14 protein-coding genes are annotated in these 15,347 nt (G+C 70.8%); 8 read left to right on the top strand and 6 right to left on the bottom strand.

Annotation, left to right across the window (positions count from 1 at the left end; translation table 11 throughout):
* The first annotated feature begins 74 nt into the window (after positions 1-74).
* The gene (locus tag OHA77_RS24470; RefSeq protein WP_406311824.1) at positions 75-473 is read left to right on the top strand and encodes a winged helix-turn-helix transcriptional regulator; all 399 of its coding nucleotides are present in this window, start codon (positions 75-77) and stop codon (positions 471-473) included.
* A 302-nt stretch (positions 474-775) separates the two neighbouring features.
* On the opposite strand, the gene OHA77_RS24465 is transcribed toward OHA77_RS24470, so the two are convergent.
* Positions 776-1,597 carry a helix-turn-helix domain-containing protein gene (locus OHA77_RS24465; protein ID WP_326825891.1) on the bottom strand — a complete coding sequence of 274 codons (822 nt, stop codon included), beginning with the start codon at positions 1,595-1,597 and terminating at the stop codon, positions 776-778.
* A 77-nt stretch (positions 1,598-1,674) separates the two neighbouring features.
* On the opposite strand from OHA77_RS24465, the gene OHA77_RS24460 reads away from it, so the two are divergent.
* Both OHA77_RS24460 and OHA77_RS24455 read left to right on the top strand, forming a co-directional pair.
* Positions 1,675-2,424, top strand: coding sequence for a dienelactone hydrolase family protein (locus OHA77_RS24460; protein WP_406311823.1), 750 nt, complete (start codon positions 1,675-1,677; stop codon positions 2,422-2,424).
* A gap of 90 nt (positions 2,425-2,514) precedes the next feature.
* The gene (locus tag OHA77_RS24455; protein ID WP_406311822.1) at positions 2,515-2,937 is read left to right on the top strand and encodes a helix-turn-helix domain-containing protein; all 423 of its coding nucleotides are present in this window, start codon (positions 2,515-2,517) and stop codon (positions 2,935-2,937) included.
* A 243-nt stretch (positions 2,938-3,180) separates the two neighbouring features.
* On the opposite strand, the gene OHA77_RS24450 is transcribed toward OHA77_RS24455, so the two are convergent.
* Genes OHA77_RS24450 through OHA77_RS24435 form a run of 4 tightly spaced genes read right to left on the bottom strand, consistent with a single transcriptional unit; the run spans position 3,181 to position 7,923 of the window.
* Positions 3,181-4,605: a mannitol dehydrogenase family protein gene (locus tag OHA77_RS24450; RefSeq protein ID WP_406319865.1), complete on the bottom strand. Its 1,425-nt coding sequence runs from the start codon at positions 4,603-4,605 to the stop codon at positions 3,181-3,183.
* Complete coding sequence (manD, locus tag OHA77_RS24445) at positions 4,602-5,810, bottom strand: D-mannonate dehydratase ManD (protein WP_406311821.1); 1,209 nt, start codon at positions 5,808-5,810, stop codon at positions 4,602-4,604. The genes OHA77_RS24450 and manD overlap by 4 nt, the downstream gene beginning before the upstream one ends.
* Positions 5,807-6,580: a 6-phosphogluconolactonase gene (locus OHA77_RS24440; protein WP_406311820.1), complete on the bottom strand. Its 774-nt coding sequence runs from the start codon at positions 6,578-6,580 to the stop codon at positions 5,807-5,809. Before OHA77_RS24440 ends, manD begins: the two co-directional genes overlap by 4 nt.
* A complete protein-coding gene (locus OHA77_RS24435) occupies positions 6,577-7,923 on the bottom strand; it encodes an AGE family epimerase/isomerase (protein WP_406311819.1) in 1,347 nt (448 codons plus the stop codon). The genes OHA77_RS24440 and OHA77_RS24435 overlap by 4 nt, the downstream gene beginning before the upstream one ends.
* A 102-nt stretch (positions 7,924-8,025) precedes the next feature.
* On the opposite strand from OHA77_RS24435, the gene OHA77_RS24430 reads away from it, so the two are divergent.
* From OHA77_RS24430 to OHA77_RS24410, 5 genes are all read left to right on the top strand, one after another.
* Positions 8,026-9,015, top strand: coding sequence for a LacI family DNA-binding transcriptional regulator (locus OHA77_RS24430; protein WP_326825897.1), 990 nt, complete (start codon positions 8,026-8,028; stop codon positions 9,013-9,015).
* Positions 9,016-9,096: 81 nt separating this feature from the next.
* On the top strand, positions 9,097-9,858 hold the full coding sequence (locus tag OHA77_RS24425) for a sugar isomerase domain-containing protein (RefSeq protein WP_326825898.1): 762 nt from the start codon (positions 9,097-9,099) through the stop codon (positions 9,856-9,858).
* On the top strand, positions 9,849-11,111 hold the full coding sequence (locus OHA77_RS24420) for a neutral/alkaline non-lysosomal ceramidase N-terminal domain-containing protein (RefSeq protein ID WP_406311818.1): 1,263 nt from the start codon (positions 9,849-9,851) through the stop codon (positions 11,109-11,111). Before OHA77_RS24425 ends, OHA77_RS24420 begins: the two co-directional genes overlap by 10 nt.
* Positions 11,108-12,232, top strand: coding sequence for an N-acetylglucosamine-6-phosphate deacetylase (locus tag OHA77_RS24415; protein ID WP_406311817.1), 1,125 nt, complete (start codon positions 11,108-11,110; stop codon positions 12,230-12,232). Before OHA77_RS24420 ends, OHA77_RS24415 begins: the two co-directional genes overlap by 4 nt.
* 110 nt (positions 12,233-12,342) lie before the next feature.
* Positions 12,343-13,839, top strand: coding sequence for a sodium:solute symporter family protein (locus OHA77_RS24410; RefSeq protein ID WP_406311816.1), 1,497 nt, complete (start codon positions 12,343-12,345; stop codon positions 13,837-13,839).
* A gap of 57 nt (positions 13,840-13,896) precedes the next feature.
* Here OHA77_RS24410 and OHA77_RS24405 read toward each other — a convergent pair whose 3' ends face one another.
* Entirely contained in the window at positions 13,897-15,303 is a 1,407-nt protein-coding gene (locus tag OHA77_RS24405; protein WP_406311815.1) for an FAD-dependent monooxygenase, read from the bottom strand.
* Between the last annotated feature and the right edge of the window lie 44 nt (positions 15,304-15,347).

Below are 15,347 nucleotides of genomic sequence, written 5' to 3'. Positions count from 1 at the left end.
TGCCCAGGAACGTTACGACTTGTAACAGGCTTTATCCTTCAGGATCATCGGACCGTCCGGAAGGAGGCACTTTCTTGTCGCAACGGAACACCGCGGTAACAGACCAGCTCACAGCCCCCACCGATGCGTCCTCGCCCGAGGACTGCCCACTGCCTGAGGTCCTGGCCCTGATCGGGAACAAGTGGAGCGCTCAGGTACTGGTCCAACTGGGTGAGGGCCCGCACCGGTTCACTCAACTGGAACGGGCGATCGAGGGCATCAGCCGGCGGATGCTGACAGTGAGCCTGCGCAACCTGGAACGCAACGGGCTGATCACCCGCACCGTCTACCCCGACTCCCCACCCCGGGTGGAATACGCCACCACAGCTCTGGTCGAGGACATACGCGCTCCACTGGAGGCTCTCGCGGCATGGGCCCGCCACGCCGGCCCCGTCATCGCCGCAGCCCGCCACGCCTACGACAATTGCCATTAACCCCTCGCCCGGTGGGCACGACCGCACCGGCTCCGCCGTAACCGCGCAGCAGCATCGGGGCTCGCCGCCTTCCCCGTCGTCGATCCTCCATGACGTCGGGATCTTCGGATCGAATTTGCTAGGCCAGGTGGGGTCGGAAGAGTCGTTCGCCGCCCGTGCTTAAGATCGCGTACTGGGGCCAGAGAACCTAAGTGGTCAGCTCCGGAAGTCTTTCGGGGGTTGACTTGAGCACTCGTCGTGTGGAGTCGCGGGCCGGTAGCGGAGCGGACGTGCAACCGGCGTCTGTGTGAGGTGAGGCTCATCTACAACAGCTGGGAGATCCAAGCCTGGAGCTGGTCGGCAGCGTTGAAAGTAACCAGTTTCTGCTCGGGATTGTCGGCGAGTTGGAGCACGACGTGCTCCAACTCGATCTCCCCGAGGGCGGGATGGCGTAGCCGCTTGGTGCCCGAGCTCAGGGGTACGACCCTGTGCTGTGGCCACCACTCTCTTACCTCGGGGCTCGCCGCGTGCAGGCGCTCGAGCAGCGTACTGAAGCCGGGATCGCCAGGGTGCCGTGCCGCGGCACTGCGAAATCGGCCGAGCAGTGCGGATGCTTCGGCCGGCCAGTCGACCATCACCTGGCGGGCGCCTGGGTCGGTGAACATCCACCAGAGCAGGTTGCGGGCTTCCGGCGGCCGGGAGGGCCAGTCGGTCCACAATGCGCGGGCGGCCCGGTTGGAGGCCAGCACGTCCCAGCACCGGCCGGTGACATAGGCCGGGCACGGGTCGAGCCGGTCGACGAGCGAGACGACGGCAGGTGAAAGCGTTTCAGCGACGGAGGGTGTTTCGGCGGGTGGGGCTCCGTGGATGAGTTCGTGGATATGGCTGCGCTCGGCGGCGTCGAGCAGCAGGGCCGCCGAGAGCGCGTCGAGCACCTGGCGTGAGGGGCGCATTTCGCGGCCCTGTTCCAGGTAGGTGTAGTACGTCGAGGAAATGGCGGCGAGTTGGGCCACCTCTTCCCGGCGCAGGCCGCGGGTGCGGCGGCGAGCCCCCGTGGGCAGACCGACATCGGCGGGCTGGAGCCGCTCGCGGCGGGAGCGGAGCAGCTCTCCCAGCTCCCTGGCCCTGATCGTGGACTGAGGCATCCTGGTACTTCCATTACTAGGAAAAACATCCTGTGGATACCAGTTTAGGATGTGGCTACGTTGGCGCCATGAACGTCATGAACACAAACGTCGGCATGACCGGGCCGTACGCTATCCGCACCGAACACGTCGACATCCCGGTGGGCGGCAGGCCGCCGATGGCGGCCTACATCGCCCGGCCAACGGCTCCCGGCCCGTTCCCGGGCGTCCTGGTGGGCATGGAGCTCTTCGGCGTCGATGCCGGTGTCCGCGACGTCTGCGACCAACTCGCGGGGCTCGGGTTCGTGGCCCTCGCTCCGGATTTCCACCACCGGACCGCCCCCGGCAGCGAACTGCCCCGCGACCCCGCGGGGCGGGAGCGAGGCTTCGAACTGCTGGGGCTGATGACGCGCGCCACGGTTCTCAGCGACGTGCGCGCCGCCATCGACCACCTTCACACGGTCGGTAGCAAACGCGTCAGCATGGTCGGGCTGAGCCTGGGCGGTCACATCGCCTACCTCGCGGCCACCGAGTTCCACCTCGCCGCGGTAGTCGTCTTCTACGGCGGCTGGTTGCCGACCACCGACATCCCGATCAGCCGGCCCGAACCGACACTGTCACTGACCCCAAAGATCACCGGGCGTGTCCTCTTCCTCGTCGGCGAGGTAGACCACGTCGTCCCGCCCGAACAGCAACGCGAGATCACAGACGCACTGCGCGAAGCTGGCATACGTCACGAGATGGTCGTCTACCCCGGTGTTGGGCACGGCTTCCTCCATGCCGATCCGACCACGGCATCCGACGCGTGGCGTCGCGTCCACACGCTGCTGACCAGCGTCGAAGGCTAGCCACAGAGGTTTTTAGGGCGGTGTCGCGTGCGGGAAGCCGGCCCTGTTGCTCAGGCTCACCGCCCCCGAAAGATGGGCCGCCCTCCTTCCATGCCCGTGTGCTCCGCCGTGCCCGTGGAGCTGGCCGCTGCCGAGCGCCACCGGCTCAAGAAGATGGCCTACGGCCACAAGACCCCGTACCAAGCACGCCAGCGGGCGACGATCGTGCTCCTGGCCGCGCGAGGCCGCGGCAACGCCCGGGTCGCCGCCGAAACCCGCCTGCACGTGGACACCGTGCGCCGCTGGCGCGGCCGATTCGCGGCCGGCCGGGTGCCCGCCCTGGCCGACCGCAAGCGGTCGGGGCGGCCACCGACATTCACCACGCTACAGATCGCCGAAGTCAAGGCGCTGGCCTGCCAGTTGCCGTTCCAGTGGAAGTGCACCACCACCGACCTGGACGATCTGCTGGCCAGACTCGACCGGCACACACTCACCGACCGACCGGAAGAATCCTCCACCGCACTCGCAGCATGATCAACCCCCGAAGGACTTCCGGAGCCGACCACTAAGTGTTCCCTTGGGGCCAGAAGACTCGTTCGAAGCCACCCTCGTCCGTGCACTCCGCGCCTGGCCGCATAGCTCCGCAGAATCCCGGCCATTTACCGCTGGAACTTACAGCGTGGCCAGACGATCGCACTGTCCTGTATTGGTGGCGCTATCGCAACACCGGATTCTGGCGCCCAGGACATGCGACAGATCCGGCACACCGGAATCCGATCACGACGGACCGGCCGCGAACGCGCGGAGGGCGGCGGGGGCGCCGTCGGCGTCGAGCCGCTCCAGGCAGTCCGTGACCAGCTCGCGGAAGACCCGGTGCTCCCGGAGGTCGGCGCCGAAGATCTCCTCGATCGCCAGCAGGCGTTTCACGGTCACCGCGGCGGAGGCGGTCTCGTCGCCGCGCAGCCGGTCGGCCAGCGGGTCGTCCAGCTCGCGTGCCGTGGTGACGTGCCGCATCCACCCGGCCACGACCAGCGCGATCCATCGGGGCTCGTGCCCGCCGGCCAGCCGGTCGCGCGCCGGGTCGAGCAGGCGCTGCGGCAGCTTCTGCGAGCCGTCCGCCGCGATCTGCGCGACGCGGTGCCGCAGGCCGGGATTGGCGAACCTGGTCAGCAGCGACTCCTTGTACCCCGCGAGGTCGAACCCGTCCAGTCCGTCCAAGGTGGGCGAGAGGTCGTCGTCCATCAGCCGGCGGAGGAACCCGGTGAACGCGGGATCGCCCACGGCCTCGGACACGTGCGCCGCGCCCGACAGGTAGGCGATGGCCGAATGGCCGCCGTTGAGCAGGCGCAGCTTCATGCGCTCGTACGGCCGGACGTCGTCCACCAGGAGGGCGCCTGCCCTGTCCCAGGCCGGCCGGTCCCCGGCGAAGGAATCCTCGATCACCCACTGCGTGAACGGCTCGGTGGCGACCGCGCCCAGGTCGGTCACGCCGAGCCTGACGGCCATGTCGTCCAGGTCGGCCTGGGTGGTCGCGGGGACGATCCGGTCCACCATGGTGGCGGGGAACCTGACGTTCTCCTCCACCCACTGGAGCAGCCGCGGCTCGCACAGCTCTGCCACGAGTCCGGCGAGGGTCGCGCCATTGTCGGGGAGGTTGTCGCAGGAGACGACGGTGAGCGGGCCCGCGTCCGCGGCGGCACGGGCGCGCAGCCCGGCGACGAGCCGCCCGATCATGGTGGACGGCCCGGCGACGAGCTGCCCGGATGCGGTGGACGGCCCGGCGACGAGCCGCCCCGCCGCGGTGGGCGGCCCGCCGGGCAGCGGGTCGCGGCGGTACCCCTTCTCCGTGATGGTCAGCGTGACGACCGCGGTCTCCGGTGCGGCCAGCCGTGCGGCGAGGTCGTCACCGGGGGCGAGCACCTCGCGCACGGATCCGACCACGCGGACCTCGTCGCCGGCGCGCACGCCGTACAGGCAGTCCTGGGGGCGGAGCCGGTCGACCACATCGGTGCTGCGCTGGCTGGCTCCGCAGATGCCCCAGCGGTCGTCGCCGGTCGCGGCCATGGCGCGCTCGGTGTAGACGGCCTGGTGGGCACGGTGGAAGGCGCCGATGCCCAGGTGCACGACGCCGGTGACGCGCGGCTCCGCGAGCGGGCGCGCGGCGGGCGCGACCCTGGACAGGGTGGCGCGGCTGAGCCTCACCAATTGTGCATGCTCCCGTCCGTCAGCCGGTTGACCGGCAGGTAGGCCGGTTCGTAGGGGTAGCGGGCGGCCAGCTTCTCGTCGATGTCGACGCCGAGGCCGGGCTCCTCGCTCGGGTGGAGGTAGCCGTCGGCGAAGTGGTACCCGTGTGGGAACACCTCGTCGGTGGCCTCGGTGTGCCGCATGTACTCCTGGAGGCCGAAGTTGGGGACGGCGATGTCCAGGTGGAGCGCGGCCGACATGCAGACGGGGGAGAGATCGGTGGCGCCGTGCGAGCCGGTGCGCACGTGGTAGAGCGCGGCGAGGTCGAAGATCCGCCGCAGGTGGGTGATCCCGCCCGCGTGGACGACCGTGGCCCGGATGAAGTCAATGAGCTGCTCGCGGATCAGCTGCTCGCAGTCCCAGATCGAGTTGAACACCTCGCCGACCGCGATCGGTGCCGTGGTGTGCTGCCTGATCAGCCGGAACCCCTCCTGGAGCTCGGCGGGCACCGGGTCCTCCAGCCAGTACGGCGCATACTCCTCCAGCCGGGAACCGAGCCTGCCGGCCTCGATCGGGGTGAGCCGGTGGTGGATGTCGTGCAGGACGTGCAGGTCGTAGCCGAAGCGGTCGCGGACCGCGGCGAACAGCTCGGGCACGACGCGCAGGTAGCGCTCGGTCGACCAGACGGCCTCGCTCGGCAGCTTCGCGTCGGCGGGCTCGTAGAACATCTTGTCCTTGCTGACCCCGTAGGTCGCGTCGAGACCGGGGACGCCGCACTGCACGCGGACCGCGCGGTAGCCGAGATCGACGTACTTCGCGACCTCGTCGAGCACCTCGGGGATCGTCTCGCCGTTGGCGTGGCCGTACACCGTGACGCCCTCACGCGAGCGCCCGCCGAGCAGCTGGTAGACGGGCAGCCCGGCGACCTTGCCCTTGATGTCCCACAGCGCGGTGTCGACGGCCGCGATCGCGGTCATCGTGACCGGGCCGCGCCGCCAGTACGCGCCGCGGTAGAGGTACTGCCAGGTGTCCTCGATGCGTGCGGGGTCGCGGCCGATGAGCAGCGGGCAGACGTGGTCGCGCAGGTAGGACGCGACCGCGAGCTCCCGGCCGTTGAGCGTCGCGTCGCCGATGCCGGTGACCCCGTCCGAGGTGGTGATCTTCAGGGTGACGAAGTTCCTGCCCGGGCTGGTGACGATGACCTTGGCGTCGGTGATTATCACTGGTAGGCCTCCAGATCGGCGAAGAGCGTGCAGTCCGGGTGGGTGCGCAGGATGGAGGCGGGGCAGCTCTCGGCGACCGGTCCGTCGAGCGCTGCGGCGAGCGCGGCCTTCTTGTTCGCGCCGGGCACGGTGGCGACCAGCGTGCGTCCGGCCATCAGCGCGGGCACGGTCAGCGTGATCGCCCGCTCGGGCACCTCCGCGAGTGTGGCGAAACACCCGTCGCTGACCTGCTGCCGCCGGCAGGCGTCGTCGAGCTCGACGACCTTGACCGCGAGGGGGTCGGCGAAGTCGGCCACCGGCGGATCGTTGAACGCCAGGTGGCCGTTGTCGCCGATGCCCAGGCAGACCAGGTCGATCGGGCCGCGGCCGAGGAGCTCGGCGTAGCGCGCGCTCTCCGCCTCCGGGTCGTCGCCCGGTTCGATCACGTGGACCGCGCCCGGCCGTACGGCGTTCCAGAGCTCGTGGTGGAGGAAGCGGCCGAACCGCTGGGGCGCGTCCGCGGGCAGGCCGATGTACTCGTCCATGTGGAAGACGACGACCCTGGACCAGTCGATCCCCTCGGCCGCGCGCAGACCGGCCAGCGTCTCCCGCTGCGAGGGCGCGGCCGCGAAGACCACCCTGGCCTCGTTGCGATCGGCGAGCGCCGTGCGCAACGCGGCGGCTGCGGCATGCGCCGCCGCGGCGCCTGACTCCGCCCTGTCGCTGAATATCCGGACGTCGAGGCGTCCGGCCACCCGCTTGGTCACGGGGTCCGTGTTCGTGGCTGTCACGACTGGTCTCCCTGAGCGCCGAGTTCGACGATTTGCATGAGGTTCCTGGCGATGTGGTACGGGTCCTTGACCGGCAGGGCGACGACCTCGTCGAGTGGAGCCCCGGCCCGGTCCCTGATCTGGATCCACTCCTCGCCGTCTGTTCGGCCGGGGAACGTGCCGAGCGTGTAGTCCCAGATCCGGTCGAACCAGCCGGCCGCCTCTCGGTCGCCGTAGCGCTCGGCCGCCAGCCGGGTGGCGTAGGCGGCTTCCGTGTGGACCCACCACAGCTTGGTCGACCAGGTCCGCCTGACCAGGTCTTCGTACGGCCCGCCGTACGGCCGGCCGGAGACGCCGACGTAGCGGAACAGCCCGCCGTGCTCGTCGTCCCACCCGGCCTCGCACAGTGCGGAGACGCTGGCGACCAGGTCGCCGTGGTCGCCGGTCTCGCCGAGCAGGTGGCCCGCCTCCAGCGCCATCCAGATCCCCTCCAACGCGTGGCCGGGGGTGCGGTGCCTGGCCAGGATCGTGTCCCGCTTGTCGGGATCGGCCACGAACGTCTCGGTGAACAGGCCGCTGTCCTCCCGGTGCGCGACCATGGCGCGGCGCGCGGCGCGCAGCTCGTCCGCATAAGGGAGGGCGTTTCCGGACCGCGGGGCCGTTGTTCTCCGGGCGGACGCGGCCTGGTGCACGCCTGTCCGGTCGGACGCGGTCTGGTGCGCGCCCGCCTGGGCGAGCACCGCCTGGTGTGCGCGTGCCTGGTCGAGCCTGGCGTTGAGGACGATCATGCGGGCGCCGAACCCCGAGCAGCCGGGCGGCAGCGGGTACGGCGGGGTCGGGGGGTCGCCCGCCTCCACGTCGTCCGCGATCCGCTGGACGATCACATCGATCGTGGGGAGGTGGTCGGGCGAGCCGGTGTATCTAGTGAGCTCGGCGAGCCCCATGGCGACGAAGGCGTCCGCGAAGATGCTGCGCTCGGTGGGCAGCGGCCTGCCCTTCTCGTCGAGCGCGGTTTCGCCCCGCTCATCCAGGACGTAGGCGCACCGGCCGTCAGGCCGCACGGCGTGGTCGAGGAGGAAGGACGCGCCGCGTTCCGCGTGCCGGATGAGTGTGCCGGCGTCGAAGCGCGGCCCGTCCGGCGAGAGCAGGCCGCGGTCGGCGAGCCGGGCGGCGCGGGCGAGCAGCCAGACGAAACGCCCCTGCGACCAGGTGAACTTGTTCGTGGACAGCCGGCGTCGGCCGCGGTTGTCGAAGCAGGTGAAGAACCCGCCGTGCTCGGTGTCGATACCGTTCTCAAGCCAGAACGGGAGGATGACGTCTTCGAGTTGCCTGCGGGCGATCCGCTCGGGCTGCTCGGAACCCATGCCGTCCTTTCCGTAGCGGGATAATGAAAGCGATTGCATGGATTCTTGCTTCGCTAGAGTACTCCGGTCAAGCCGGGTCGAGTCAATGCTGAGGAGCGCGGTGTGAGTAAGCCGACGATCTACTCCATCGCCCAGCGGTGCGGCGTCTCCGCCGCGACCGTGTCGCGGGCCTTCAACCGCCCGGAGCTGGTCAGCGCGCCGGTCAGGGACCAGATCATGGCCGCCGCCCGCGAGCTCGGCTACCAGCCGAGCTCGGCCGCGCGCGGCCTGGTCACGGGCCGGGCCGAGATGATCGGGCTGATCGTCCCCGACATCACCAACCCGTTCTTCCCGCTGCTCGTGCGGGCGATCCAGCGTACGGCGGAGCGGATGGGGAGCTCGGTCATGCTGGTCGACGCGGAGGAGAGCGCGGCGGCGGAGGTGCGGCACGTCGCCCAGCTCCGCAGCAGGGTGGACGGGGTGATCGTGGCCTCGCCGCGCTCGTCGTCGGCGGCGCTGCGCGAGGCCGCGAGGGGACTCCCCTGTGTGCTGCTCAACCGCCCGCTGCGCGACCTCTCCTCGGTGGTCTGCGACAACACCAGCGCGCTCTTCGACGCGGGCGACCATCTCCACAAGCACGGTCACCGCTCGTTCGCGCTGCTCGCCGGGCCGAGTGCGTCGTGGGCCGCGGCCCGGCGCTCACAGGCGATCCGCAGGTGGGCGCGGGGCCGCGGGGTCGAGCTCACCGAGCTCGGCCCGTTTCGCGCGACGTTCAAGGGCGGCAGGCAGGCCGGTGCCGCGCTGCTCGGGACCGGCGCCACCGCCGCCTTCGCCTTCGACGACCTCACCGCGTGCGGGGTGCTCGCCGAGCTGGCCGGGCGCGGCGTCTCGGTGCCCGGGGAGCGCAGCGTCGTCGGCTGCGACGACGTGCTTCTGGCGAGGACCGTGACGCCGAGCCTGACCACGGTGACCGCGCCGATGGACGACCTCGGCGCCACCGCGGTCCAGGTCCTGACCAGGCAGATCGAGACGCCGGGCGGCGCGCCGGAGCACGTCAGACTGCCCGGCGTCTTCATCGCGCGCGACTCCACTGGGCCACGGTCCGCCTCTTGACCGAGATTCGGTCATGGTTTTAAATGCCTGCAATCGCTTTCATCGGTCATGAGGAGCCTGCAGGTGCAAAACGGACGGCACATGTCACTCATGCGGACGTACGCCGAGCAGGTCATGGGCCTGATCGGCAGGATCGAAACCGAGGAGGCCGACGCCGTCGGAGCGGCGGCGAAACTCATCGCCGACCACATCACCCGGCACGGGGCGGACCGGCTGATCTACGTCTACGGCCCGGGAGGGCACTCGAACCTCGCCGCGCAGGAGGTGTTCTTCCGCGCCGGGGGCCTGGTCAACGTCAGCGCGATCCTCGACGAGGGCACGCTGCTGTCCGGCGGCGCGCTGCGCTCGATGGCGATCGAACGCACCCCCGGTTACGGCCGCATCGTCATCGAGGACAACCGGATCGGCGCGGGCGACCTGCTCATCCTGGTCAACGCCTACGGCATCAACGCCGCACTCATCGACGCCGCGCTGACCGCCCGCGAGCACGGCGTCACCGTCATCGGCGTCTCCTCCAGGGAGCACGCCGAGCGGACCGCGCCCGGCCACCCGGCCAGGCACCCCACCAAGCAGAACCTGCACGACCTCGTCGACCTGCACATCGACACGAAGGTGCCGATCGGCGACGCCGTAATCGAGATCGAGGGGGTCCCCGAGCGGGTCGGCGCGATCTCGACGTTCGCCAACGCCTACACGCTCAACTGCGTCATGGCCGCGGCGATCGCCGAGCTGGCCGAGCGCGGCACGGTTCCCGACATCTGGCGCAGCGGAAACGCGCCGGGCGGCGACGAGCGCAACGGGCTCTTCCTCGACCGCTTCCGCGGGCGGATCCGATGGCTGTGATCAGGGAGGGAGAGCGGCTGCTCGCCGGAGCCGCGGTCGCCGACATCACGCCGCGGATCGGCGGCTCGCTCGCCGGTTACGCCGCCCGGGGCTCCGCGTCCACCGCGGTGCACGACCCGCTGCTGGCCACCGCCGTGGCGGTCTCCGACGGCGCGACCACGTCCGTCGTGATCTCCGCCGACCTCATCGCGCTCGACCCGGACACCACCCGGCGGATCGCCGGCGACCTGCACGAGCGCACCGGGATCCCGGCGGACCGGGTGGCCGTGGCGGTGACGCACACGCACGCGGGGCCCGCGGTGACCAGGGGCGGCATCGGCGGCGTCGCCGACCCGGGATACGTCGAGGAGGCCTGCGCGCGGATCGTCGGCGCCGGCGCCGCCGCGCTCGACGCGCTGGCGCCTGCCGTACTCCGCCGTGGCTGCGGCACGCTCCACGGCGTCGCGCACAACCGGCGCGGCGGGACCCTCACCGACCCCGCGGTCCCCGTCGTACGGCTGGAGCGCGAGGACGGCGAGCCCATCGCCACCGTGTTCTCCCACGCCTGCCACCCGGTGACGCTCGGCCCTGACAACCTTCGGCTCACCGCGGACTGGCCCGGCTACGCGCGGCGGCACCTGGAGTCCAGGATCGGCGGCGTGGCCGTGTTCCTCCAGGGCTGCTGCGGCCAGCTCAACACCGGGCACACCGCGCTCGACAGCCTGCGCGGCACCGGGCCACGGCCGGACAGGACCTTCGAGGCCGCGGCACGGATCGGGACCCTGGTGGGCGAGGCCGCGCTCGGCGCCGGCACCGAACCGGTCGCGGGACCGGTGTCGGTGGCCGCCACGTGTGTCGAACTGCCGCTCGGCGACCCTCTCACCCCCGATGAGCTGCGCGCGATCGCGGACGAACCCGACGGGATGTGGACGGCGTGGGCGCTCGCCCAACTGGCCGACCCCGGGCCGGCCGCGGTCGAGGTCCAGGTCGCCGTGCATCGGTGGGGCGGCGTGCCGCTGGTCTTCCTGCCCTGCGAGCCCTTCGTCGAGTTCGCCGTGGAACTGCGTGCCGCACTCGGCGATCCCGGGCTGCTCGTCGCCGGTTACACGGGCGGGGTGCCCGGCTACCTGCCCTATCCGGAGACGCACTACGACGCGGGCGGCTACGAGATCCGCGAGGCCCACCGGGCCTACGGGCTGCGTGCCGCGTTCACACCCGACGCCGGCCGGCTGGTCATGGCCGCCGCCAGGGCACTCGCCGGGGAGGCAGGATGACGGTCGAAGGGCGGCTCGCGGACGGGCGTCCGGTCCGCGTCGAGCTGGACGGACCGCGGATCGCCGCGGTCACCGAGGTCCGGGACGCACCCGACGCGCTCATCCTCCCGGGCCTGGTGGACATCCAGGTCAACGGGTACGGCGGGGGCGACTTCAACGCGGACGACCTCTCGACCGGCGACGTGGTCGAGCTGGTACGCGAGCTGTGGAAGCGCGGCACCACGACGCTGTGCCCCACGGTCATCACGGCGCCGGAAGAAAAGATCACCAGAAATCTGCGGGTGATCGCGGCGGCGCGCGAGGCCGATCCGCTGGTCAGGCATGCCGTTCCCGCTCTGCACGTGGAGGGCCCCTACCTGGCGCCCGAGGACGGGCCGCGGGGCGCGCACGATGCCGATCACCTGCGCGATCCCGACATCGCCGAGTTCGGGCGCTGGCAGGAGGCGAGCGGCGGGCTGGTGAAGATCGTCACGTTGGCCCCTGAGCGGGCAGGCGCCGTCGACTACATCGCCGAACTCTCCCGCCGGAACGTCGTCGCGTCCATCGGGCACACCGCGGCGGCGCCCGCCGACATCGAGGCGGCCGTGCGGGCGGGGGCGCGGCTCTCCACTCACCTGGGCAACGGCGCGCACGCGGTGATCCGCAGGCATCCCAACTACATCTGGACGCAGCTCGCCGAGGACCGGCTCGCCGCGACGTTCATCGCGGACGGGCACCACCTGCCCGCTGACACGTTCACCGCGATGCTCCGGGCCAAGGGGACCGGCCGCGCGCTGCTGGTCAGCGACTCCGTCGCACTGGCCGGCTGCGCTCCGGGCGACTACACGACCCCGGTCGGCGGCCGAATCACGGTGCGCGAGGACGGCCGGGTGACGCTGCCCGGCGGTGAACTGCTCGCCGGTTCCGGAAGCTCGCTGATCGAGTGCCTCGCCTGGACGGTCACCCGTACCGAGGTCGAACTCGGCACCGCGGTGGGCCTGGCCGCGACGAACCCGGCCCGGCTGCTCGGAACCGGTCGCGGCCGCATCGAACCCGGCGCGCCCGCCGACCTGATCGTCACCACCCCCGACCTGTCCGTCCTGCACACCTTTGTGAACGGCGTGCCCGTGCACAGCGCCTGACCCGCACCGCTCCCCGACCCCGACCCCTCCGTCCTGCACACCTTGTGAACGGCGTACCCGTGCACAGCGCCTGACCTGCACCGCTCCCCACCCCCGACTTGGGAGATCTCATGGGTTTTCTCGACTGGCTAGTGATCTGCGGCTACTTCGTGGTGATGCTCGCGATCGGCGTCTGGGCGAAGTCCCGCATCCACGACGCCAAGGACTTCTTCACCGCCGGAGGCAAGATGCCCTGGTGGCTGTCCGGTATCTCCCACCACATGTCGGGTTACAGCTCAGCGGTCTTCGTCGGCTACGCGGCCATCGCCTACACCGCCGGTTTCACCCTGTACGTCTGGTGGGCGATCGGCATCACGTTTGCGATGCTGGTCGGGTCGTTCCTGTTCGCGCCGCGCTGGCCACGGCTGCGGCAGCGGCTCGGGATCATCTCGCCGCTGGAGTATCTCGCGACCCGCTACAACGTGCCGGCGCAGCAGGTGCTCGCGTGGAGCGGCACCGCGCTCAAGGTCTTCGACGTGGGCGCCAAGTGGGCGGCGACCGCGCTGCTGCTCCAGGTGTTCGCGGGCGTGCCGATCGCCTGGGGCGTGCTGCTCACCGGAGGGGTCACGCTGATCTACTCGACGATCGGCGGGCTGTGGGCTGACGCGCTCACCGACCTCGGCCAGTTCATCATCCAGTTCGTCGCGGGGATCACGCTGTTCGTCGCGGTGCTCGCCAAACTCGGTGGCGTTTCCGGGATCTGGACGCTGTGGGACCGGCTTCCCGAAGGACACGGCCAGCCGTTCAACGACAAGTACACCGTGGGCTTCATCATGGTCTACCTGCTGATCAACACGCTCTCCTACAACGGCGGGACCTGGAACCTCGCCCAGCGTTTCATCGCGGCGCCGACCGGGGACTCGGCCAGGCGCGCCGCGCTGTTCTCCGCGAGCCTCTACCTCTTCTGGCCGCTCGTGCTGTTCTTCCCGATGTGGGCCGCGCCGGTCCTGCTCCCCAACCTGGCCGAGCCCGACCAGTCCTACGCGCTGCTGACCCAGCAACTGCTGCCCAGCGGGCTCATCGGCCTCGTGCTCGCCGGGATGTTCGCACACACGATGGCGATGACGTCCTCCGACGCCAACGCGATCTCCTCGGTGGTGATCAGGGACATCATCCCCGCGGTGTGGAAGCGGGCCCACCAGCTGTCGTCCAAGTCCGAACTGCTGGCCGGCCGGGTCTCCACCTCCCTGTTCATCGCGCTGTCGATGGGCATCGCGCTCAGCGTGGACAGCTTCGGCGGCGTGCTGGGCCTGCTGATCCTCTGGTTCGGCGCGCTGGTCGGCCCGATCGCCATCCCGATGCTGCTCGGCATGCTGCCGGTGTTCCGCCGCTGCGGTCCCGCGGCCGCGATCGGATCCTGGGCGACCGGGCTGGTGGTCTTCGCGCTCCTGAAGTACGTCTTTCCCGGTCAGGGCCAGACCGTGGAGGTGGCCGCCCCGGTCCTGTCCGCGCTGGTGGTGTTCGTGCTCGTCGGCCTCGTCGCTCCGGTACGCAACGCCGAGGCCGACGCGCTGATCGACTCGCTGAACACCGAGCAGCCCGAGGCCGCGCAGACAGGGAACGGTTGATCCCCGGCTGCGCGGGGACGACCATGACCGGACCGGGAACACCGACGGGAGAGTCGCTCAGGCTTTCTGGCGGCCGGCCCACTGGGACAGGGCGGCGGTCAGGGACCCGGCGTCCGAACCCGCCCAGCAGACGTAGCCGTCGGGGCGCACCAGCACAGCCTCGACGCCGAGTTCGCGCGCGGTCCCGACGTAGCCGACCCGGTCCGACCATGGGGCGACGGCCGTACGCAGGCGATCTGTGGCGGCGAGCAGCACCGCACGGCCGGCTCGCAGATCAAGGCCGGGCATAAGCCCGCCGACCAGCGGATGCGGCTCTCCCGGCAGGGGGTGGCGGATGTCCAGCCCCGAGATCATGCCCGCGACGACCTTGTTGGCCTCCGGCACCCGCAGCAGTTCCTCGACGATGCCGCGCAGCGCCAGATTCTCCTCGTCGGGCACGAGCAGCACCGCCTGGGCGCGGGTGTTGGCCAGCACCCGCGCAGCCACGGGGTGCCGCTCGACATGGTAGGTGTCCAGCAGCCCGTCCGCGGCCCAGCCGTTGACCTCGGCGGCCAGCTTCCAGCCCAGGTTGAAGGCATCCTGGAGGCCGAGATTGAGCCCCTGACCGCCCATCGGCGAGTGGATGTGCGCGGCGTCTCCGGCGAGCAGCACCCGCCCGTGCCGGTAGTGCGTGACCTGCCGCGAGGCGTCGGTGAAACGTGAGGCCCACCGGATCCCGGTGAGGCTCACCTCCGGTCCGAACGAGGCGGCCAGTGCCCTGCCCACCTCCTCGGGGGTGATCGGCGCGTCCCTGGGCAGGCCCTGCTGCTCGGGGCCGTAGAAGAGGAAGCGGTGCACGCCGTCACCGAGCGGCGCCAGGTAACCCTTGCCGGTGGCGGAGGGGGTCATGTCGGGCAGGCTCCACGACGTGGTGGCGGACCCGGTGAGGGTCAGATCCGCCACTGCCATACGCAACCGCCCGTCCAGGCCGGGGAACCCGATCCCCGACAGCTCGCGCACCGCGCTCCGCGCTCCGTCGCCGCCCACGAGGTAGCGGCCGTGCAGCCGTAGCGGGCCGGCGGTGGTGCTGACGCCGTCGCCGTCCTGGGTGAGTGCGGTCAGTTCGAGCCCGCGCAGCACCTTGACCCCCAGCTCCGCGGCCCTGGCTTCGAGTAGCGCCTCAACCCGTGTCTGCGGGATGCCGACCATGTACGGATGCCGGGTGTCCCAGGCGCCGAAGTCCAGTCGCAGCCCGGCGAAGTGGCCGCCAGCCACCAGCTGGACCGCCTGGTCCATGAGCGGATCGAGCAGGCCGCGCAGCTCCAGCACCTCGGCCGTGCGCGGCTGCAGGCCGAGCGCCTTGGACTGGCCGCTGCGCGAGGGCAGCCGCTCCACCACGACCGCGGACACCCCGGCCAGGCCAAGCTCGGTGGCGAGCATGAGGCCGGTGGGACCGGCTCCGACAATGATCACATCGACGTTCATGCCGGGACGGTAACTCGCCCGGTATCCCTTACTGCAACGATAGG

Origin of the sequence: Streptosporangium sp. NBC_01639 (genome assembly GCF_045209755.1) — a bacterium.
Classification (GTDB): Bacteria; Actinomycetota; Actinomycetes; order Streptosporangiales; family Streptosporangiaceae; genus Streptosporangium.
Note: the sequence above shows the minus strand (reverse complement) of the source record. Positions and strands in the feature narration are given on the sequence as shown.

Coding starts and splice junctions, on each gene's coding strand:
- OHA77_RS24415 (WP_406311817.1), top strand. CDS start 11,108: ATGACGGTCGAAGGGCGGCTCGCGGACGGGCGTCCGGTCCGCGTCGAG.
- OHA77_RS24425 (WP_326825898.1), top strand. CDS start 9,097: ATGTCACTCATGCGGACGTACGCCGAGCAGGTCATGGGCCTGATCGGC.
- OHA77_RS24435 (WP_406311819.1), bottom strand. CDS start 7,923: ATGGGTTCCGAGCAGCCCGAGCGGATCGCCCGCAGGCAACTCGAAGAC.
- OHA77_RS24410 (WP_406311816.1), top strand. CDS start 12,343: ATGGGTTTTCTCGACTGGCTAGTGATCTGCGGCTACTTCGTGGTGATG.
- OHA77_RS24455 (WP_406311822.1), top strand. CDS start 2,515: ATGCCCGTGTGCTCCGCCGTGCCCGTGGAGCTGGCCGCTGCCGAGCGC.
- OHA77_RS24460 (WP_406311823.1), top strand. CDS start 1,675: ATGAACACAAACGTCGGCATGACCGGGCCGTACGCTATCCGCACCGAA.
- OHA77_RS24405 (WP_406311815.1), bottom strand. CDS start 15,303: ATGAACGTCGATGTGATCATTGTCGGAGCCGGTCCCACCGGCCTCATG.
- OHA77_RS24420 (WP_406311818.1), top strand. CDS start 9,849: ATGGCTGTGATCAGGGAGGGAGAGCGGCTGCTCGCCGGAGCCGCGGTC.
- OHA77_RS24465 (WP_326825891.1), bottom strand. CDS start 1,597: ATGCCTCAGTCCACGATCAGGGCCAGGGAGCTGGGAGAGCTGCTCCGC.